This window comes from Cellulomonas cellasea, from assembly GCF_006538745.1.
In the GTDB taxonomy this organism is placed as follows: Bacteria; Actinomycetota; Actinomycetes; order Actinomycetales; family Cellulomonadaceae; genus Cellulomonas_A; species Cellulomonas_A cellasea.
On the sequence record NZ_BJLR01000033.1, the window covers coordinates 128,514 to 147,840 of the forward strand.

Annotated in this window: 14 protein-coding genes; 2 read left to right on the plus strand and 12 right to left on the minus strand. The window is 73.2% G+C overall.

Annotated elements, in window-relative coordinates; genetic code table 11:
• Window positions 1–46: 46 nt before the first annotated feature.
• The 3 genes from CCE01nite_RS17650 to fdxA all read right to left on the minus strand — a co-directional run bounded on the left by CCE01nite_RS17650 (window position 47) and on the right by fdxA (window position 3,055).
• Window positions 47–1,345 (minus strand): citrate synthase, encoded by a 1,299-nt coding sequence (locus CCE01nite_RS17650; protein ID WP_034633112.1) that lies wholly within the window; start codon window positions 1,343–1,345, stop codon window positions 47–49.
• A gap of 205 nt (window positions 1,346–1,550) precedes the next feature.
• Window positions 1,551–2,717 (minus strand): succinyldiaminopimelate transaminase, encoded by a 1,167-nt coding sequence (gene dapC, locus CCE01nite_RS17655; protein ID WP_034633118.1) that lies wholly within the window; start codon window positions 2,715–2,717, stop codon window positions 1,551–1,553.
• A gap of 11 nt (window positions 2,718–2,728) precedes the next feature.
• A complete protein-coding gene (gene fdxA / locus CCE01nite_RS17660) occupies window positions 2,729–3,055 on the minus strand; it encodes a ferredoxin (RefSeq protein ID WP_034633125.1) in 327 nt (108 codons plus the stop codon).
• A gap of 126 nt (window positions 3,056–3,181) precedes the next feature.
• Here fdxA and CCE01nite_RS17665 point away from each other — a divergent pair, with 126 nt between their 5' ends.
• Complete coding sequence (locus tag CCE01nite_RS17665; protein ID WP_246056680.1) at window positions 3,182–3,448, plus strand: putative acetyltransferase; 267 nt, start codon at window positions 3,182–3,184, stop codon at window positions 3,446–3,448.
• 60 nt (window positions 3,449–3,508) lie between these two features.
• Here the strand turns inward: CCE01nite_RS17665 and CCE01nite_RS17670 are convergent, their stop codons facing one another.
• The 6 genes from CCE01nite_RS17670 to CCE01nite_RS17695 form a co-directional block, all read right to left on the minus strand.
• Window positions 3,509–5,425: a VanW family protein gene (locus tag CCE01nite_RS17670; RefSeq protein WP_052104332.1), complete on the minus strand. Its 1,917-nt coding sequence runs from the start codon at window positions 5,423–5,425 to the stop codon at window positions 3,509–3,511.
• A gap of 2,200 nt (window positions 5,426–7,625) precedes the next feature.
• Entirely contained in the window at window positions 7,626–8,144 is a 519-nt protein-coding gene (locus CCE01nite_RS17675; RefSeq protein ID WP_034631880.1) for a flavin reductase family protein, read from the minus strand.
• On the minus strand, window positions 8,141–8,530 hold the full coding sequence (locus tag CCE01nite_RS17680; RefSeq protein WP_052104260.1) for a hypothetical protein: 390 nt from the start codon (window positions 8,528–8,530) through the stop codon (window positions 8,141–8,143). Before CCE01nite_RS17680 ends, CCE01nite_RS17675 begins: the two co-directional genes overlap by 4 nt.
• Before the next feature lie 4 nt (window positions 8,531–8,534).
• Complete coding sequence (locus CCE01nite_RS17685) at window positions 8,535–9,569, minus strand: PIG-L family deacetylase (protein ID WP_052104261.1); 1,035 nt, start codon at window positions 9,567–9,569, stop codon at window positions 8,535–8,537.
• 4 nt (window positions 9,570–9,573) lie between these two features.
• Window positions 9,574–11,502, minus strand: a complete 1,929-nt coding sequence (gene typA, locus CCE01nite_RS17690; protein ID WP_034631882.1) for a translational GTPase TypA — start codon at window positions 11,500–11,502, stop codon at window positions 9,574–9,576.
• A 266-nt stretch (window positions 11,503–11,768) separates the two neighbouring features.
• Window positions 11,769–13,637: an ABC transporter ATP-binding protein gene (locus tag CCE01nite_RS17695; protein WP_052104262.1), complete on the minus strand. Its 1,869-nt coding sequence runs from the start codon at window positions 13,635–13,637 to the stop codon at window positions 11,769–11,771.
• A gap of 94 nt (window positions 13,638–13,731) precedes the next feature.
• Between CCE01nite_RS17695 and CCE01nite_RS17700 the strand changes: the two genes are divergently transcribed.
• The gene (locus CCE01nite_RS17700) at window positions 13,732–14,346 is read left to right on the plus strand and encodes a PH domain-containing protein (RefSeq protein WP_034631885.1); all 615 of its coding nucleotides are present in this window, start codon (window positions 13,732–13,734) and stop codon (window positions 14,344–14,346) included.
• Window positions 14,347–14,354: 8 nt separating this feature from the next.
• On the opposite strand, the gene CCE01nite_RS17705 is transcribed toward CCE01nite_RS17700, so the two are convergent.
• The 3 genes from CCE01nite_RS17705 to CCE01nite_RS17715 form a co-directional block, all read right to left on the minus strand.
• Window positions 14,355–15,368: an ABC transporter permease gene (locus tag CCE01nite_RS17705; RefSeq protein ID WP_034631906.1), complete on the minus strand. Its 1,014-nt coding sequence runs from the start codon at window positions 15,366–15,368 to the stop codon at window positions 14,355–14,357.
• The gene (locus CCE01nite_RS17710) at window positions 15,365–16,999 is read right to left on the minus strand and encodes an ABC transporter permease (protein ID WP_371861059.1); all 1,635 of its coding nucleotides are present in this window, start codon (window positions 16,997–16,999) and stop codon (window positions 15,365–15,367) included. Before CCE01nite_RS17710 ends, CCE01nite_RS17705 begins: the two co-directional genes overlap by 4 nt.
• 140 nt (window positions 17,000–17,139) lie before the next feature.
• Window positions 17,140–18,987 carry an ABC transporter family substrate-binding protein gene (locus CCE01nite_RS17715; protein WP_246056682.1) on the minus strand — a complete coding sequence of 616 codons (1,848 nt, stop codon included), beginning with the start codon at window positions 18,985–18,987 and terminating at the stop codon, window positions 17,140–17,142.
• Window positions 18,988–19,327: the final 340 nt, after the last annotated feature.

Below are 19,327 nucleotides of genomic sequence, written 5' to 3' on the forward strand. Positions count from 1 at the left end.
ACGCGGCTCCGACGGCCGTGAGCCGTGGGTCGTGGGTCGTACGAGGTCAGCGCGTCGACAGGTCCTGGTAGTCGCGCTCGGTCGCCCCCGTGTAGATCTGGCGAGGACGGCCGATCTTCGTCTGCGGGTCGCTCATCATCTCGCGCCACTGCGCGATCCAGCCGGGCATCCGGCCGAGCGCGAACAGCGGCGTGAACATCGAGTCCGAGAAGCCCATGGCCTTGTAGATCAGGCCCGTGTAGAAGTCGACGTTCGGGTACAGCTTGCGCGAGATGAAGTACTCGTCGTTGAGCGCGATCTCCTCGAGACGCATCGCGATGTCGAGCAGCTCGTCGTTCTTGCCGAGCGCCGAGAGCACCGCGTCGGCGCTCTGCTTCACGATCGCGGCGCGCGGGTCGTAGTTCTTGTAGACCCGGTGCCCGAAGCCCATGAGGCGGACGCCGTCCTCCTTGTCCTTCACGCGGCGCATGAAGTCCGTGGCGTCGCCGCCGTTCGCCTTGATCTCGTCGAGCATCTTGAGCACGGCCTCGTTGGCGCCGCCGTGCAGCGGGCCGGAGAGCGCGTTGATGCCCGCGGCGACCGAGGCGTAGAGGTTCGCGTGGCTCGACCCGACGATGCGGACCGTCGACGTCGAGCAGTTCTGCTCGTGGTCGGCGTGCAGGATGAGCAGCTTCTCGAGCGCGTTGACGACGATCGGGTCGGACTCGTACTGCATGTACGGGACCGCGAACGTCATGCGCAGGAAGTCCTCGACGTAGCCGCGCGAGTAGTCCGGGTAGAGCAGGGGCTCGCCGCGCGACGTGCGGTGCAGGTACGACGTGATCGTGCGCGTCTTCGCGAGGATCAGGACCGTCGCGAGCTCGACCGTCTCGGGGTCGAACGGGTCGAGGGACTCGGGGTAGAACGTCGACAGCGCGTTGATCGCCGAGGACATGACCGCCATCGGGTGACCGTTGCGCGGGAACGTCCCCATGAACGTGCGGAAGTCCTCGTGCACGAGCGTGTGGCGGTTGACCCGCTCGACGAACGCGTCGTGCTCCTCGCGCGTCGGCAGCTCGCCGTGGATGAGCAGGTACGCCACCTCGAGGAACGTCGAGTGCTCGGCGAGCTGGTCGATCGGGTACCCGCGGTAGCGCAGGATCCCCTCGTCGCCGTCGATGTAGGTGATCTGCGACTCGCACGACGCGGTGTTCATGAAGCCCGGGTCGACCGTGACCATCCCGGTGTCGCGCAGCAGGGTCGAGACGACGATGCCGTTGTTGCCCTCGGTGGCGGGGACGACGGGCAGCTCCCGCGTGACCCCGTCCGCGATCAGCTGGACGGGGGCGATGCCGGCATCGGACATGGTGTTCCTCCCTGCGACTCATGGGCTGTGCTCGGTGTGCGTGCCTGGTGTCGCGGCTCGCGGCCTGTCCGGCCGGTGGACGGCCCTCGTTGGCCAACCCGACGGTACCTGCGGGTGAGGCGTGATGACCAATCCTTGACGACCTGCGTATCGCGGTGTGACCACGGTCACAGGGCGCTGGTCAGGTGTACGGTCTCCGACCAGGTCAGGGGCTCGACGCGCCGAGCCGTCGGGCCGCCTCGGCGATGCGCTCGTCGGGTGCCGTGAGCGCGATGCGCACGTGCCCGGCCGCCGCGGCGCCGTAGAACTCCCCCGGCGCGACGAGGACGCCGAGGTCCGCGAGCCGGGCCACGACGTCCCAGCAGCCCTGCGCACGGTCGACCGGCCTCGCCCACAGGTACAGCCCCGCGGGCGACCCGTCGAGCTCGAGGCCCGCACCGCCGAGCGCCGGCGCGAGGACCTCACGGCGCCGCCGGTACCGCTCGCGCTGCTCGTCGACGTGCGCGTCGTCGCTCAGCGCCGCGGTCGTCGCCGCCTGGACCGGGCCCGGCACGATCATGCCCGCGTGCTTGCGCGTCTCGAGCAGCCCCGCGACGACCGCCACGTCCCCCGCGACGAACGCCGCGCGGTAGCCCGCGAGGTTCGACTGCTTCGACAGCGAGTACACCGCGAGCAGCCCGGTGACGTCGCCGCCGCTGACCCGGGGGTCGAGCACGCTCGGCACCCCGCCGGACAGCCACGGCTCCTCCCACGGCATCTCCGCGTAGCACTCGTCGGACGCCACGACGACCGGACGCCCGGTGCGCTCCGCGGCCGCACGGGCCGCGAGCACGACGGCACGCAGCTCCTCGACGGAGAGCACGGCCCCGTGCGGGTTGCCCGGCGAGTTGAGCCACACGAGCCGCACGTCGTCCGCGCCCGGCGTCGCCGGGTCGAGCAGACGCACCGGGTCGTCGGAGGGCACCGGGGTCGCGCCCGCGAGCCGCGCACCGACGTCGTACGTCGGGTACGCCGTCGCCGGGTGGACGACGACGTCGCCCTCCCCGAGGCCGAGCAGCGACGGGAGCCACGCGACGAGCTCCTTCGAGCCGACCGTCGGCAGGACGCCTGCCGGGTCGAGCCCGGGCACGCCCCGCCGGCGCGCGAACCACGCCACGACGGCCTCGCGCAGCTCGCGCGTGCCGTGCGTCGTCGGGTAGCCCGGCGAGTCGGCCGCGGCGCTCAGCGCGTCGCGCACGACGGCGGGCGTCGGGTCGACCGGGGTGCCGACCGACAGGTCGACGATGCCGCCGTCGTGCGCGCGCGCCTTCTCGGCGAACGGGACGAGGCTGTCCCAGGGGAAGTCCGGGAGCGAGCCGGTGCGCAGGCCCATCGGGCGCGCGGTCAGGCTTCGTGCACCTGGAGCGGGAGCGTCGCGATGATCGGGTGGTCCTTCTGGATCTCCCCCATCTTCGCGGCACCGCCCGGCGAGCCCAGGTCGTCGAAGAACTCGACGTTGGCCTTGTAGTACTCGCTCCACTGCTCCGGGACGTCGTCCTCGTAGTAGATGGCCTCCACGGGGCAGACGGGCTCGCACGCACCGCAGTCGACGCACTCGTCGGGGTGGATGTACAGCGACCGCTTGCCCTCGTAGATGCAGTCCACGGGACACTCCTCGATGCACGCCTTGTCCTTGACGTCCACGCAAGGCTGGGCGATCACATACGTCACGGTCGGTCCTCCCGGGGCCCGGCTGGGCGGTCAGGGGTGCCTCGCGGACCGGGACCGGGGTGGGGTCGCGGGCCGTGGCACGGGTACGGCACCTAGTATCCACCAGGTGCGCAGGTCGGTGTCGTCGTGTCCATCACCCGGTGCGCTGTCGTGAGCGGCGGCGAGACCCCCGGCGTCCCGTGGCGCTCCTGGAGGGTCGGCACGCGCGTCGTCGTGCGGCGGCGGCTGGGACCCGAGGAGGAGCACCTGTACACCGACGTGCTCGGCGAGGTCACGCGGGTCGACGACGACGGCGTGCAGGTCACGACGCGCCGCGGGCCCGTCGACGTGCCGGGCACCGAGATCGTGCTCGGCAAGGTCGTGCCCCCCGCACCGCCGCGACGCCCCCGCTGAGGCGTCGCGGCGCGGTGCACCGGCTCGCGGGGTCAGCCAGCGGGCGCCGGCTCGCGGGGGTCAGCCCGCGGACGCCGTCGGCGCGGCCCCGCAGATCACGCGGTTCTGCGGCTTGTACTTCCACGTGAACGACTCGGTGTCCTTGAGCTGCCCCTCGAGGAACAGCTTGCGCGTCGTCGTCACCGTGAAGCCCGGGTTGCCCGCGGACTGCGGCTCGCACGTCGGCGACTGCGAGTACGTGGTCGTCGGGCTCACGACGCCGGAGCGCCCGCTCGTCGTCGACTCGACCGTCCAGTACTTGGTCCCCCAGATGCGGACGTGCACGCGGCCGCCCTCGACGTACCCCTGCACGAGCGCCCCGTACGGCGTGTTGTTCTTCCACCGCATGTCGAGCGTGCCCGTGTAGATGGTCGCCTCGCGGCCCTCCGGGTAGCGCGCGAACCACTCCGAGTGCGGCCGGTGCTCGACGTCCTCGAAGCCTGCGAAGTGCGCCGCGTTGAACGTCGTCGTCGAGATCTGCGACAGCCCGCCGCCCATCCCGTCGACGTGCTCCCCGTTGACGATCACCCCGGCGGTCTGGAACCCGTTCGCTGCCGTGATCGGGCCCAGGGCCTCCGTCAGGCTGAAGGTCTCCCCGGGCTCGACGAGCGTCCCGGTGATGTTCCGGGCGCCGTTCGCGATGTTCGCGGTGCGTCGCGGCTCGCTCGTCAGCGGCGTCGAGAACTCGGAGACGACCTCCTTGATCCCGAGCGCCTCGAGCTTCGCGGTCGACTCCGCCGGGTCGGTCTCGACGAGCTCGACGGCCGTCGTGCGCTGGTCGCCGGTCGCCGCGGTCGCGACCGCCTGCCCGAGGGCCGCGGGGTCGAGCGTCGTCCCCGGCTTCCCCGGGACGATGACCGGGACGCCGCCCTGGAACTCGAAGCGGGCGTCCGCCGACTCGCTCAGCAGGTCGGTCGTCCGCGCGAGGACCGCCTCGGAGAGCTTCGCGCCGTCGAGCTGGAGCTCGAGGTCCGACGCGACCGGCACCATGCTCGCCGCACCGGCGAGCACGTCCACGGGGAGCTCGACACGCTGGCCGCCGACCTCGAGCGTCACCGGCGCGGAGACGACGCGCTGCGCGACGGACGTCAGCGCCGCGTCGGTCTCTTCCTGGGTGATGTCGGGCGCGACGGGCGCCGTGCGCAGCTCGAGCGGCTGCTCGTCCGTGAGCCACCGCGTCTGCAGCACCTCGGCGGCGTGGTCGGCGTCGAGCTCCCAGCCGTCGGCCGCGTCGGTCGCGTGCGCCTGGCCGTCCGCGAAGACGACACCACCGTCGACCGGCGCGAGCGTCAGCGTGCCGGTCAGGTCGTCGACCGCGGCGTCGAGCGCGGCGGGGTCGACGTCCGTGACCGGGGCGTGCTCGTCGACCCCGACCAGGTGCTGCCACAGGCGCTGAGGGCTCAGGTCGAGACCCGTGAGCTGGTCGACCGTCGCGGCCGCGTCGAACGCGAGCCCCGCGGTGGCGGGGTCCACGGTCGCGACGACCTCGCCGGCGGTGACCGTGACGGGCGAGGAGGCGGTGTCCGCGAGGGTCCGCTCGAGCTCCGTGCGCGCCTGCTCCGCCGGCATGCCGCCGATCTGCACGCCCGCGACGGTCGCACCGCGCGGGACGCGGTCGGCCAGCGCGTACGCCGCACCGACGTACGCCGCACCGAGGAGCAGCACGACGACGCCGACGACGAGGAGCACCTTGGGCCAGCGCCGCCGGGGCTCGTACTCGTCGAACTCGTCGATCGGCGACGAGCGGTGCTCGGGGTCGTCACCGCAGGACTGCGCCGAGGCTGCCGCGGGTGCGCCGGGCGTCGCCGACGGGCGGGACGCAGTTGTCGGGGCGTCGCCGCCGCGCGGCGCCGTGGCGGTGGCCGTGGCGGTGCTCCCGGAGGACGCGGAGGCGTGCGGAGCCGTGGCGGCGTGCGGAGCCGTGGCGGCTGCGGGCACGGAGGCTGCTGCTGTTCCGGCGGCCGGGGCTGCTGCTGCGCCGGCCGCTGGGGACGCGGCGGCCGGGCTAGGAGCGGCCGGGCGCGCTGCGACGGGGGCACCGGTCGGGCCGGGGTAGGCCGTGGTCGGCGGGCTCGGGCGGTCGCCGCTGGCAGCGGACCGGACGTCGGGTCGGCCGCCGACCGGCGTCGCGGTGGGTCCGGCTGCCGGCCGTGCGGCGCCCGCGGGCGTGCCGGACGAGGTCGCCCCGGAGGACGTCGCGGAGGGGCGCGCGGCGGCGGGCCGCAGCGGCTCGGGCCGGTCCGCTGCGGCGCCGGTGGCTGCCGCTGCGGCGCCGGTGGCTGCTGCCGCACCGTTGGCTGCCGCTGCGGCGCCGGTGGCTGCCGCTGCGGCGCCGGCGACGGGAACACGCGCGGGCGCAGCACCGGGGCGCGACGCGCCCGTCTCCGTCGCGGCTGTGCTCGCGGCTCCGGCCGGTCGCTGGCCGGCACGCTCGGGAGCGCCGGGGCGGCTCGGCGCAGGCTCGCCGGCGCGCGCGACGGCGTCGAGCACGGGGGTGCGGACCGGGCCGGCCGCACTGGAGGGCGGCGTGATCTGGGTCGGCGTGTCGTCCGCGCGCCCGGGCGCCGCGCCGGGGCGACCGGGCGCGCCGGTGGGACCCTCGCCGGCTCGCGCCGCAGCCGGGCGTGCCGGGAGCGGCGCCGGTGCGGCGGGTGCGCTCTCCGCGGCGGCGGGCCGGCGCTCCGGGAGGGGGCTCGCCGGGGCCGACGGGCGCGCCGGCGCGGTCGACGCCGCGGACGGGATGGAGGAGGTGGCGGCCGGGCTCGACGGCGTGGCGGGGCTCGACGATGCTGCCGGGGTCGACGCCGTGGCCGGGCTCGACTGTGTCGCGGCGCTCGGCGGTGCTGCCTGGCTCGACGGCGCGGGGCTCGACGAGCCTGCCGCGCTCGACGGCCCGGCGGGACGAGACGACGTCCCCGGGCTCGCCGGCGCCGCGGCACCCGACGATGCGGCCGGTGTCGGCGCCTCGGTGCCCGCGGGAGTGCCGGCGCGCGCCGTGTCGGCAGGAGCGCTCGGACGCGTCGTGGGCGGGGTGGGCGCGCTCGGCGTTGCGGTCGCTGCCGCCGGCTTCGCTGCGCCGGAGTCCCCGGTGGACGGGCCGCCGGGCGCGGCGGTCCTCGTCGGCGCGGCGGAGGCGGGCGCCGCCGCAGACGTCGGCGCCCCGGGGGACGTCGGCGCGCCGGCCGGCGTCGGCGTCCCGGCGGGCGTGGGCGCCCCGGCGGACGTCCGCGCTGCAGCAGCCGCCGGAGCGTCGCCGGGCGTCGGGGCCTGCGCGGGCTCGGGCGCCGGAGCCGAGGGGGGCGTCGCGGCGACGGAGGACGGAGCCGGACGCGCAGGTGCGGCCGGAGCAGCAGCGGACGACGCCGTCGGGACGGAGCTCGCGGGCGCCGACGCGGCCGTCGTCGCAGGTGCCGGTGTCGACCCCGCAGATCCCGGCGCGGGCGTCGCGGCGGAGACCGAGTCGGGTGCGGTCGCCGGTGCAGCGGCGGGAGCACCGGCTGCGGCGGACGGGGTGCGGGCGGGCACCGGAGCGCCGGAGACGGGACGGGACTCGGGCGCGCTGGACGGGACCGCGTCGGCGGAGGGGCGGGTCGCCGCCGTCGCGCTGGACGGGACCGCCTCGGCGGAGGATGTGGACGTCCCGGTGGCCGCGTTCTCGCGACCCGACGTCGCGGACCGCTCGCTCGACGGGGGTGCCGTCGTCGCGCCGGATCCGGTCGGGGCGGGCGGCTCACCCGAGCCCGAGCCCGAGCCCGAGCCCGCACCCGCATCGCCGGTGCGTCGCTCACCCGCACCTGCCTCCGCGTCACCGGTCGGCCGCTCACCCGTGGACCCAGCCGCGTCCTTCGCGGGACGCTCGCTCGCACCCGCGTCGCCCGCAGGCGGCTCCCCCGTCCGGGCAGCGTCGGGCGTGGCGGACGTCGGGCGATGCGCCGGCTGCCCCGCCGTGGGGGCCTCGGGCGTCGCGGCCGAGTCGTCGCGCTCGGTGCTGCTGGCCATGGATCGTCCCCCTGCTGCTCAAACCAGGCGCGTGCTCGCGTCGGGCTCGATTCTACGGTCCACGTCGAACCGTTTCGTGCAGGGTTTGCCGCGGATTCACCATCCACCCACGCCTTCGGCGCGAGCCCCCCGCATCGCCTCAGGCGAGGCCGCGCGTGCGCCCGCGCAGGTGGACCAGACCGCCCGTCGACGGGTGGCCCTGGCGCGCCTCGAGGACGGTCCCGACGACGACGTCGTGGTCGCCCGCGGGGTGCACGGCGGCCGTCCGGCACTCGAACCACGCGGCGGCACCCTCGACCCACGCCGCGCCCGAGCGCGGCGCGCGCACGTGGGGCACGCGGTCGAGCTGCCCGAACGCCGGGCGCCCGGGCGACGCGAGCCAGTGGGCGACGTGGGCCTGCTGGTCGCCGAGGACGCTCAGGGTCCACAGCTCGACGTCGTCGAGGGCCTCGCGCAGGCGGGCGTCGACGTGCACGCAGAACAGCACGAGCGGCGGGTCGAGCGACACCGAGGCGACCGAGCTCGCGGTGATCGCCTGGTCGACGCCCCGCCACCGCAGCGCGACGACCCCGACCCCGGCCGGCAGCCGCGCGACTGCGGCGCGGAAGACGTCCGGGTCGGCGGCGTCGGCGCCGGGGACCGTGCCGCCGTCGGTCACGGAGCGGGCGGCGCGGCCGGTGACGAGGGCCGCACGTCGCGGAACCAGGCCCGCGGCGCGAACGCGGCGACGCCGGTGGCGACCGCGGCGCCGATGACCCACGTCCAGCCGAGCAGACCCTGCGCGGTGACGAGCACGTCACCGCCCGGCCCGGGCTGCGAGAGGAGCTGCACCACGAGGAACAGGCCGCCGGCGTAGCCGATGAGGGCCGAGAATCCCGACCACGCGCGCACGGTGACGGCCGAGCCGAGCACGAGCGCGAGGCTCACGACGAGGCCCCACGGCTCGACGGAGCGGTGCATCGTGGTCCCGACCGCCGCGACGAGCCCGCCGAGGAGCAGGGCGGCGGCCGCGCGCAGGACGGCTCCACGGGTCAGGGGCTGCACGGCGTCAGGCTACCCGGCGCACACCGTGCGGCCAGCGCACGGGCCGGTCCGGCCGCTCGGCGCGCTCGTCGGCGAACCGGTACGCCTCGGTGGACAGCAGCGGCGCGAGCACACCGTTGCTCAGTGCGTAGGCACCCACGAGCGTCGCGCCGGACGCGCGGCGCCGGCCCGTGCGGGCGTCCGGCACCTCGAGCGCGGTGACCGCCTGGACCTGGGTCCCGTGCGCGCGCAGGGCGGCGACGAGCCGCGGCAGCACCGGCGCGACGTCGACGAGCACGTCGAGGGTCCCGTCGGGGACGGCGACCGTCGGCAGCGGACCCTCGGGGTCCGGCAGCGTGAGCCCGGCGCGGCCGTCGCGCAGCGCCGTGACGGCGGGGGCCTCGGCGAGCTCGGCGTACGCGGAGCGCAGCGCGGTGGCGCCGAGCGCGGCCAGCAGCACCGCGGCGACCGTGTGCGGCGCCGGACCACCGGACGCGCGGCCCCACGCGGGGTCGGCGGCGAGGGTCAGTGCCCGCCGGGTCGCGTCGTGCGCGCGTACGTGGTCCGGGTGCCCGTACCCGCCGCCGGGCTCGTAGGTCACGACGACGTCGGGGCGCCGGACCCGCAGCACCGTCGCGAGGCGCCCCGCCGCGTCGTCGAGGTCGGCGGCGACGAACGCGTGCTCGGGCAGCACGTCGAGGCGACCGGCCTGCGCGGTCCCGGCCCACGCCATGCCCGAGTCGGCGTAGCGCGCGCCGGGCGCCCCGACCCGGTCGAGGAACACGTGGTCGCGGACGCCGAGCGCCCCGAGCGCGTGCGCGAGCTCGCGCTCCCGGTGCGCGGCCAGCGCGGCGCCGTCGTGCTCGAGGTGCGCGAGCCCGTCGCCGATGACCTCGCCCTGCTCACCGCGCGTGCACGTCACGACCGTCACGGGCAGGCCCGCGGCGGCCCACGTCGCGAGGAGCGCACCCGTCGCGAGCGTCTCGTCGTCGGGGTGCGCGTGCACCGCGAGGAGCCCGCCCGTCGCCGGGGCCGGGGGCGCCGGGACGGGCGCGCTCATCGCGTCAGGACTTCTTGCTGCGCGCGAAGGCGCGGGCGCGCTCGGTCTGGTCGAGGATCACCTTGCGGATGCGCACGACCTCGGGGGTGACCTCGCAGCACTCGTCCTCGCGGGCGAACTCGAGCGACTCCTCGAGCGTGAGGTGCCGCGGAGGGGTGAGGTTCTCGAACGTGTCGCTGCTCGCAGCGCGCATGTTCGTGAGCTTCTTCTCCTTGGTGATGTTGACGTCCATGTCCTCGTTGCGCGAGTTCTCGCCGACGATCATGCCCTCGTAGACCTCCTGCGTGGGGTCGACGAAGAACGACCCGCGCTCCTGCAGGTTGATCATCGCGAACGGCGTCACGACGCCCGCGCGGTCGGCGACGAGCGAGCCGTTGACGCGGGTCTCGATGTTGCCGACCCACGGCTCGTAGCCCTCGGCGATGGACGACGCGATGCCGGTGCCGCGCGTGTCGGTGAGGAAGCGCGTGCGGAACCCGATGAGCCCGCGCGCGGGGACCATGAACTCCATGCGGACCCAGCCGGTGCCGTGGTTCGACATGGTCTCCATGCGGCCCTTGCGCTGCGCGAGGAGCTGCGTGACCGAGCCGAGGTACTCCTCGGGGACGTCGATCGTCATGCGCTCCATCGGCTCGTGCACCTTGCCGTCGATCTTGCGCGTGACGACCTGCGGCTTGCCGACGGTGAGCTCGAAGCCCTCGCGGCGCATCTGCTCGACGAGGATCGCGAGCGCGAGCTCCCCGCGGCCCTGGACCTCCCAGGCGTCGGGACGCTCGGTCGGCAGGACGCGCAGCGACACGTTGCCGATGAGCTCCTTGTCGAGACGGTCCTTGACCTGGCGGGCCGTGACCTTGTGGCCCTTGCCCCCCTTGCCCGCGAGCGGGGACGTGTTGATCCCGATCGTCATCGAGATGGCGGGGTCGTCGACGGTGATCATCGGCAGCGGACGCGGGTCGTCCGGGTCCGTGAGCGTCTCGCCGATCGTGATGTCCTCGATGCCGGCGACCGCGACGATGTCGCCCGGGCCCGCCGACTCGGTGGGCACCCGGGTGAGCGCCTTGGTCTCGAGGAGCTCGGTGATCTTCACGTTCTGCAGCGTCCCGTCGGCGCGGGCCCACGCGACGACCTGCCCCTTGCGCAGCGTGCCGTTGAAGATGCGCAGGAGCGCGAGGCGGCCGAGGAACGGCGACGCGTCGAGGTTCGTGACGTGCGCCTGCAGCGGGGCGGTCTCGTCGTACGTCGGCGCCGGGATCCGCTCGATGATCATCTGGAACAGCGGCTCGAGGTTCTCCGAGTCCGGCAGGCTGCCGTCGGCGGGCTGCGTGCGCGACGCGCGCCCCGCCTTGGCCGCGGCGTAGACGACCGGGACGTCGAGGATCGCGTCGAGGTCGAGGTCCGGGACGTCCTCGTGCAGGTCGCTCGCGAGCCCGAGCAGGAGGTCCATCGACTCGTGCACGACCTCCTCGATGCGCGAGTCGGGGCGGTCGACCTTGTTGACCAGGAGGATCACGGGGAGCTTCGCCTCGAGCGCCTTGCGGAGCACGAAGCGGGTCTGCGGGAGGGGGCCCTCGCTCGCGTCGACGAGCAGGACGACGCCGTCGACCATCGACAGGCCGCGCTCGACCTCGCCGCCGAAGTCGGCGTGGCCCGGGGTGTCGATGACGTTGATCGTGATGCCGTCGGGCGCACCCGCCGCAGCCGCCGCGGGACCGGTGTACCGGATCGCGGTGTTCTTGGCGAGGATCGTGATGCCCTTCTCGCGCTCGAGGTCGCCTGAGTCCATCGCGCGCTCGTCCACGTGGGCGTGGTCCCCGAAGGAACCGGACTGCCACAGCATCGCGTCGACGAGGGTCGTCTTCCCGTGGTCGACGTGGGCGACGATCGCGACGTTGCGCAGGTCGGCGCGCACGCTGGTGCCGGCGGGCACAGACATAGGAGTACTCATCTCAGGGTGGTGGGAGCGCGCCGCGTCGTGGGGCGCCGATCAATTCTACCGGTAGGACGGCCGCAGGCCGACCGGAACCGTCGCGCAGCCGCACGGCGCGGCCGGGAGCACCGGTGGGACGACCGGTGCGCGGCAGGCGGTGGACTCCCGTGAGCTCGGGCGTTCGCCGCAACCCGGGACGCACGACGACCCCCGTCCCCGACGGGACGGAGGTCGTCGGTGAGCCGCGCCGGATCAGACGCGTGCGGCACGGGTCAGGCGTCTGCCTGACGGGCAGCGTCGCGCGCGCCCGCGTCGGCCGCGAACCCGTTCTCGGTGCGCTCCACGTCGGAGCGGTCGGCGGCCGGGGCGTGCGCACCGGACCGCACCAGCTGCTCCTCGAGCAGCCGGTCGCGCGTCTCGCGGCGCACGCGCTGCTCGGCGGGGTTCGGCACGGGGACGGCCGCGAGCAGCCGGCGCGTGTAGTCCTGCTGGGGCGAGCGCAGGATCTGGTCGCGCGGACCGACCTCGACGAGGCGGCCCTTGTGCATGACCGCGATCCGGCTCGCCAGGATCTCCACGACCGCGAGGTCGTGGCTGATGAACAGGCACGCGAACCCGTACTCGCGCTGCAGGTCCTGGAAGAGGTCGAGCACGCGGGCCTGCACCGAGACGTCGAGCGCCGACGTCGGCTCGTCCGCGACGAGCAGGCGCGGGCTCAGCGCGAGCGCCCGGGCGATGCCGACGCGCTGGCGCTGACCGCCGGACAGCTCGTGCGGGTAGCGGTTGCGCATGCCGCGCGGCAGGTGCACCTGGTCGAGGAGCTCCTCGACCTTGGCGTTGAGCGCCGAGCCACCCGCGGCCTTGTGCAGCTTGAGCGGCTCGCCGATCGACTCGCCGATCGGCAGTCGCGGGTTGAGCGAGGAGCCCGGGTCCTGGAAGACGATCGCGACGTCCTGGCGGACCTCCCGCAGCGCCTTGGCGCCGATACCCGCGAGCTCGACGCCGTTGATCTTGAGCGAGCCGCCCGCCACCGGGAGCAGGCCCACGGCCGCACGGCCCACGGTCGTCTTGCCCGAGCCGGACTCCCCGACGAGGCCCACGACCTCGCCGCGGCCGATCGTCAGGTCGACGCCGTCGATCGCCCGGAACGCCGGCATCCGCCCGCGCGACGGGTACTCGAGCACGAGGTCCTTGGCCTCGAACGCGTTGTCGACCGACCCGTCCGCCCGGGTCCCGGCCGGCTTCGTCAGCGGGACCGCGGTGGTCGCGGACGTCGCAGCGCCCTCGGGCGCCGACCCGACGACGACCCCGGCCTGCCCGAACGTCGCCGCGCCGAGGTGCGGGACCGCCTCGAGGAGCTGGCGGGTGTACGGGTGCTGCGGACGGTTGAAGATCGCGTCGACGTCCCCCGCCTCGACGACCCGGCCGCTCTTCATCACGAGCACGCGGTCGGCGAGGTCGGCGACGACGCCCATGTCGTGCGTGATGAGGATGATCCCGGAGTCGATGCGCGTGCGCAGGTCGCGCAGGAGCTTGAGGATCTCGGCCTGCACGGTGACGTCGAGCGCGGTCGTGGGCTCGTCGGCGATGAGCATCTTCGGGTCGCACGCGAGGGCCTGCGCGATCATCGCGCGCTGCCGCTGGCCGCCCGAGAGCTGGTGGGGGTACTTGTCGACGGCCTGCTCCGGGTTGGGGAGGTCGACGAGGCGGAGCAGCTCGACGACACGCTCGCGCGCCGCCTTCGGGCCGATCTCGAAGTGCACCCGGAGCGTCTCGACGATCTGGAAGCCGACCGTGTACACGGGGTTGAGGGCCGTCATCGGCTCCTGGAAGATCACCGCGACGTCCTTGCCGCGGACCTTCGAGAGCTGCTTGTGGTTGAGCCCGATGAGCTCGCGGCCCGCGAGCCGCGCGCTGCCGGTCGCGCGCCCGTTCTGCGGGAGCAGCCCGATGAGCGACATCGACGACTGCGTCTTGCCCGAGCCGGACTCGCCGACGATCGCGAGCACCTCACCCGAGCGGACCTGGTAAGTGACGTCGATCGCGGCGGGGAACCACTCCCCCTCGACGAAGAAGTCCACGCCGAGGTTGTCGACCTCGAGGATCGGTGTCCGGGCGGGCGCCTGGGTGTCAGTAGTCACGGGGGGTCGGACCCTTTCTCAGAGCGATCGGACGGGCGTCGGACCGGGTCCCGGTCCGGGCGGCCGCACCGTCGGCGCGTGCGAGCATGGCCGCATGGGTGCAGCCGGTGACGTGGTGTTCCGTCCGAGGTTCGGACAGGTGATGACGGTCGGGACGGTCGTGGTGTGCGCGATCGCGCTGGTCACCACGCTCGTCGACGACCCGGGTGCTGCGGTGCGGCTCGCGCCCGGCCTGGCGCTCGCGTCGGTGCTCGTGTGGGCGCTGTTCGGCCGCCCCGCCGTCGTGGTGCACGCCGGCGGGGTGCGGCTCGAGAACGTCCTGCGCACGATCGAGCTGCCGTGGCCGTCCGTCCAGCGCATCGACACGAAGTACGCCCTGACCCTCGTGACCGCGTACGGCGTGTACGCGGCCTGGGCCGCTCCGGCGCCGAGCCGCAGCCTCGCGGCCCGGGCGGACCGCGAGCGGCTCGGCCGGCACCTGCCCGAGTCGACGTACGGGCTCGGCGGCGTCCGCCCCGGCGACCTGCCCGGGACGCCGTCCGGCGACGTCGCCGCGCTCGTGCGGCACCGCTGGGAGGAGCTGCGCGACGCGGGCCACCTCGACGACCCCCGGCTCGAGCGCGAGAAGCCGGTGACGCGCTGGAACGTCGCCCCGGTCGTGAGCACCGCGGTCCTCGCGGTGCTCACGACCGCGGCGGTCGTCCTCTGACACGCTCGTCAGGCCTTCGCCATCTTGCGCTTGCTCGGGATCCGCCGCTGGCGCGGGTCGAACGCGTCGCGCAGGCCGTCCCCGATGAAGTTCACGCACAGCGCGATCGACACGATGAACAGACCGGGCCACCAGAAGAGCCAGGGGCGCGTGGCGAACGCCGACTGGTACTCGTTGATGAGCTGGCCGAGCGACACGTCGGGCGCCGTGATCCCGAAGCCGAGGTAGCTCAGCGCCGTCTCGAGCAGGATCGCGGACGCCATGAGCAGCGTCGCGTTCACGATGATCACGCCCATCGCGTTCGGCAGCATGTGCTTGAACATGATGCGCGAGTTGCTCGCCCCGGCGACGCGCGCGGCGTCGACGAACTCCCGCTCGCGGAGCGACATGAACTCGCCGCGCACGAGGCGGGCCATCGTCGTCCACGTGACGAGCGCGAGCATCGTGCCGAGGAGCACCGGGCCGGCCTTGCCGAACCGGGCGCCGAGGATCGCGCCGACCATGATCACGGGGATCGTGATGACCATGTCCGTGAAGCGCATGAGCAGGTTGTCGATCCACCCGCGCAGGAAGCCGGCGAGCGCCCCGACGACGATGCCGATCGTCGTCGCGAGCAGGCCGATGATCGCCATGATCAGGAGCGACTGCTGCGTCCCGCGCATGACCCGCGCGAAGCCGTCGCGGCCGATGTTGTCCTGGCCGAAGGGGTGCGGCCCGACCTGGAAGCCGCCGTCGAAGCCCATCGTGGGCTTGCCGCCGGCGTTGACCACGTCGTTGAGCGCCTGGGGCGTGTGCGGCCACCAGCCGGGGATGGGTCCCCAGCCGATCGACGTCGTGGCCAGCAGGATGATCAGTGTCAGCACGATCGCGGCGACCATCGCGCCGCGGTGGCGCACGAACCGCCGCAGGACGATGCGGCCCTGCGAGAGGCCCTCGACCTCCTTGAGCTCGATCGCGTTCTCGCTCTGCTCGAGCGTGGAGTGCTGGGGGTCCTCGGGGACGAGGGTCGTGGGGACGGTCATGCGTTCACCCGGATCCTGGGGTCGAGGGCGGCGTAGACGAAGACGACCACGATGTTGGCGAGCACGAGCATCGTCCCGACGACGATGAAGTAGCCCATGATCGGGTCGGCGTCACGGTTGTGCAGCCCGGTGAGGAAGAGCGTGCCCATGCCGCTCCAGGCGAAGATGCGCTCGGTGATGATCGCGCCGCCGAACAGCGCCGCGATGTCGAGCGGCACGATCGTCGCGAGCGGGATGAGGGCGTTGCGGAACGCGTGCCGCATCGTCACCGTGCGCTCCGAGAGCCCCTTCGCCCGCGCCGTGCGGATGTAGTCCTGGTTCATGACCTCGAGCAGGCTCGCGCGGGAGTAGCGCGTGTACGACGCGAACGAGATGAGGATCAGCGCGATCGTCGGCAGCAGCAGGTGCGTGAACGTGTCGAGCGAACCGACCCAGAAGTCGCCCTGCAGGTTCGGCGTCTGGGAGCCGATCGTGGCGATCGGGCGGCCGTTGATGCGGCTCGCGTTGCTGTAGGCGGGCCAGACGCGCATCACGCGGTCGACGAAGATCAGCAGGCCCACCCCGAGCCCGACGATCGCCGCGGACCGCATCGACTGCGCGCGGTCGGCGCCGCCGAAGAGGTAGCCGACGAGCAGGCCGACGCCGACGGCGACCAGCGCGAGCCCGGCGACGAGCAGCGCGGTCGCGTTCACGAACGCGTACTGCAGCGGGTAGTACAGCGCGACCCCGACGGCCGCGGTCGTGAGCGACGCGTAGAGCGCACGGCGGTTGCCCGGGCTCGACGCGAGCGTGCTGACGGCGAACGCGATCGCGGCACCCGTCACGGCGACGCCCACGATGCCGAGGCTCGGGGCGAGGAACCACTGGGTGAGCGAGAGGTAGGCGAGCAGCGCGCCGGTCGCGGCGGTCGCCACGACGAACGTGATCGCGCGCCGCCTGCGGTCACCGCCGACGAGCGCCATCCAGATCAGCCCGGCGAGCACCGCGAGGCCGATCGTCGCGACGGGGCTGTACGTGGGGTCCCGGAGGAAGTCGTTGAAGCCGATCGCGCCCCACTGCTTGAGCAGCACCGCGACCCAGAACGACGGGAGCGAGTACAGGACGAAGGACAGGAACGTGACGCCGTAGTCGAAGCCCGTGTACTGCCGCAGCGCGGAGGCGATGCCGACCGCGATGCCGAGCACGATCGCGAGGAGCGTCGACGCGGTGATGAGCTTCATCGTCGACGGGATCGCGGTGCTGAGCAGCGCGAGGACCGACTGGTTCGTGACCCAGCTGGCACCGAGGTCGCACTGGCCCACGACACAGCCGGCTGCGCCGCCGAGCCAGCCGAGGTAGCGCAGCGGCCACGGGGTGTCGAGGTCGAGCAGCCGGGTCCGCGCCTCGATGAGCGCTTCCTTGTTGGGCGCGGTGCTGGTCTTCAGGTCCTCGAGGGGATCCAGCGAGAGCTGGAGCAGCATGTAGACGATGAACGTCGCGCCGATGAGCACGACAGCCGAGGACAGCAGACGCCGTGCGATGAAGGACAGCATCGGTGCGGCGGACCGCAGGCGCTGGGAGAGCCCAGGGGCGGAGGTGGGCGGCGTTGTCGCCGACTGGACCTCGGCCCGGGTCGTCACGTGAGTGGCCATGGGGTGGGTGACCTTCGCAGAGGTGGTCTGATCGCGCGATTCTACGCGCGAGGGATTCCGAGCATGACATCGGGGGTACCGCGGCCGCTGAGCCGCGGTACCCCCGAACGTCCGTGCGGTGCTACGAGCGAGACACGGGGTCAGCTCGTGGCGGACTCCTCAGGCTCCGGCTCCTCGGAGGACGGGCCCTCGAGGGTGTCCTCCGCGCTGATCTCCCAGTCCCAGTAGTTCCAGAAGATGGTCGGCGACAGCGCGATCGTCGAGACGCCCTGCAGGACGTCACGCTTCGCGACGACACCCGGGAACTGGAAGATGTTGACGCCGAACGCGTCGGCGTTGAGCTGCTTCTCGATGTTCGTCGTCAGCTCCGTCTCCTTCTCCGGGTCCGTGTTCGTCGACATCTCCTTGTACCAGGCGTCGACCTTCTCGTTCGAGTAGCCGCCGTAGTTGTTCAGGCCGCCTGTGATGTAGTTCGCCTCGGAGTTCAGGGCGAACGTGTTGGTCGACTGCCAGCCGAAAAGCGCCGCGTCGTACGTGCCGGCGCCGAGCTCCGAGCCCCACTTGTCGTTGCCGTTGTCGATCACGTTGAAGCCGGCCTGCGTCGCCGAGGCGCGGATGAGCTCGAACTCGTTGGCGCGACGGACGTTCGACTTGCCGTAGAGGAAGCGCACGTCCACGGGGGTCGTGACGCCGGCCTCGGCGAGCAGCGCCTGGGCGCCCGGGATGTCGACCTCGGCCCACGCCTCGGAGCCGTTGCCCTCGACGACCTGGTCGTACGAGGGCGAGCCCGGGACGACGGTGAAGGAGTCACGCGTGACGGCGTCCTCCTGCAGCGGCTTGATGAGCTTCTCGATGATCTCCTGGCGCGGGATCGTCTTGAGGAACGCCTCGCGGACCTTGCGGGCCTTCTCGGCGTCGCCGCCGTAGGTCGCCGGGTCGAACGGGCCGCCGTTGTTGAACGTGAGGTCCACGTGCTCGTACGTGCCCTCGGCACCCGTCGTGTAGGTCACGCCCTCGATCGTGTCGAGCGTCGCGAGGACGTCGACCGAGGACTGCGGCGCGATGAGGTCGACCTCGCCGTTCTGGAGAGCGGTGACCGACGCCAGCGGGTCCTCGGTGTAGCGGAGCGTGATGCTCTGGACCTTGGGCTTGGGGCCCCACTCGTAGTCGTCGCGCGCCGTGACCGTGAGGTACTGGTTCTCGACGAAGTCCGTGAGGACGTAGGCGCCGGACGAGAGGTACATGCGCTCGTCCTCGGGCATCGAGGAGTAGTTGAAGCCGTTGTTCCACGTCTCCGACATGGGAGCGAGGGCTTCCTTGTCGTTGTCCGTGAACGCGTCGATGACGGCCTGCTTGGCCTCCTCGGCGTCCTCGATGCCGAGCGCGATGCCCCCGAGGGCGTGCGCGGCGACGGGCGGGATGTTGAACGAGACCTCCCAGTCGGAGCGCGGCTCGGAGTAGACGAGCGTGAGCGAGCGACCGTCGTCGCCGATCTCCGGGGTCTCCTTGACCAGGTTCATCGCGGGCGACGAGCTGTCGAAGTAGACCTCGCCGCCGGCGTCGACGGTGCCGTCCTCGGCGGTCTCGACCGCGTCGCCACCGACGGTGTCGAAGGTGTCGTTCTGCGCGCCCCAGTACATGAGCAGGTCAGCGGCGTCGACCGCGACGCCGTCCGACCAGGTCACGCCCTCGGCGACGGTGTACTTGACGGTGAACGGGTCCTCGGAGACGACCTCGTACGTGCCGACCTCTTCGTTCTTCGCGAGGTTCAGGTCCTCGTCGTAGTAGTTGAAGTACGAGCTCGTCAGGTAGATCACGTTGGCGTTCGCCGTCGCGTTGCCGTTCGCCGTGAGGTTGTTCTGCGAGCGGAAGGGCTCGTTCCAGCCGACGTTGACCGAGGTGTCCTCGACGATCTCGCTGGCTTCCGGGCCGGCGCACGCGCCGAGCACGAGCGCTCCGGTGGCCGCGACCGCGACCACGGCGCTCATTCGCCTGATCTTCACTGTTCCTCCTGAAAAGGTGGCGCACTCCTGCGGGGCGGGTGAGGGGGCGCCGTCGTTCCGGCTGGTGCCGTCCCGCCCGCGGGTCGTGCTGCCGTGGGATGTGGTCACGCTAACCAAGCGACTCACGACAAACGGGGCGCCGTTGCCCCGGACCCCCGATCGTTACCCGATTGATACTGGCCGGTAGTGTCCACTATACGAGACCAACGCCGCGGAAACATGGGAGAAACGTTCCGGACGCGCGCGTGAGACACCCGCGACCCCGCACCGGCCCGCGGTGTTCGCCCTGCTCAGTGGCCGGAGCACGGCCCCCAGTGTGATAGAG

Excerpts from the sequence above, each read along its gene's own strand:
- CCE01nite_RS17650 (WP_034633112.1), bottom strand. The coding sequence starts at position 1,345 with ATGTCCGATGCCGGCATCGCCCCCGTCCAGCTGATCGCGGACGGGGTC.
- dapC (WP_034633118.1), bottom strand. The coding sequence starts at position 2,717 with ATGGGCCTGCGCACCGGCTCGCTCCCGGACTTCCCCTGGGACAGCCTC.
- CCE01nite_RS17685 (WP_052104261.1), bottom strand. The coding sequence starts at position 9,569 with ATGAGCGCGCCCGTCCCGGCGCCCCCGGCCCCGGCGACGGGCGGGCTC.
- typA (WP_034631882.1), bottom strand. The coding sequence starts at position 11,502 with ATGTCTGTGCCCGCCGGCACCAGCGTGCGCGCCGACCTGCGCAACGTC.
- CCE01nite_RS17700 (WP_034631885.1), top strand. The coding sequence starts at position 13,732 with ATGGGTGCAGCCGGTGACGTGGTGTTCCGTCCGAGGTTCGGACAGGTG.
- CCE01nite_RS17705 (WP_034631906.1), bottom strand. The coding sequence starts at position 15,368 with ATGACCGTCCCCACGACCCTCGTCCCCGAGGACCCCCAGCACTCCACG.
- CCE01nite_RS17710 (WP_371861059.1), bottom strand. The coding sequence starts at position 16,999 with ATGGCCACTCACGTGACGACCCGGGCCGAGGTCCAGTCGGCGACAACG.
- CCE01nite_RS17715 (WP_246056682.1), bottom strand. The coding sequence starts at position 18,987 with ATGAGCGCCGTGGTCGCGGTCGCGGCCACCGGAGCGCTCGTGCTCGGC.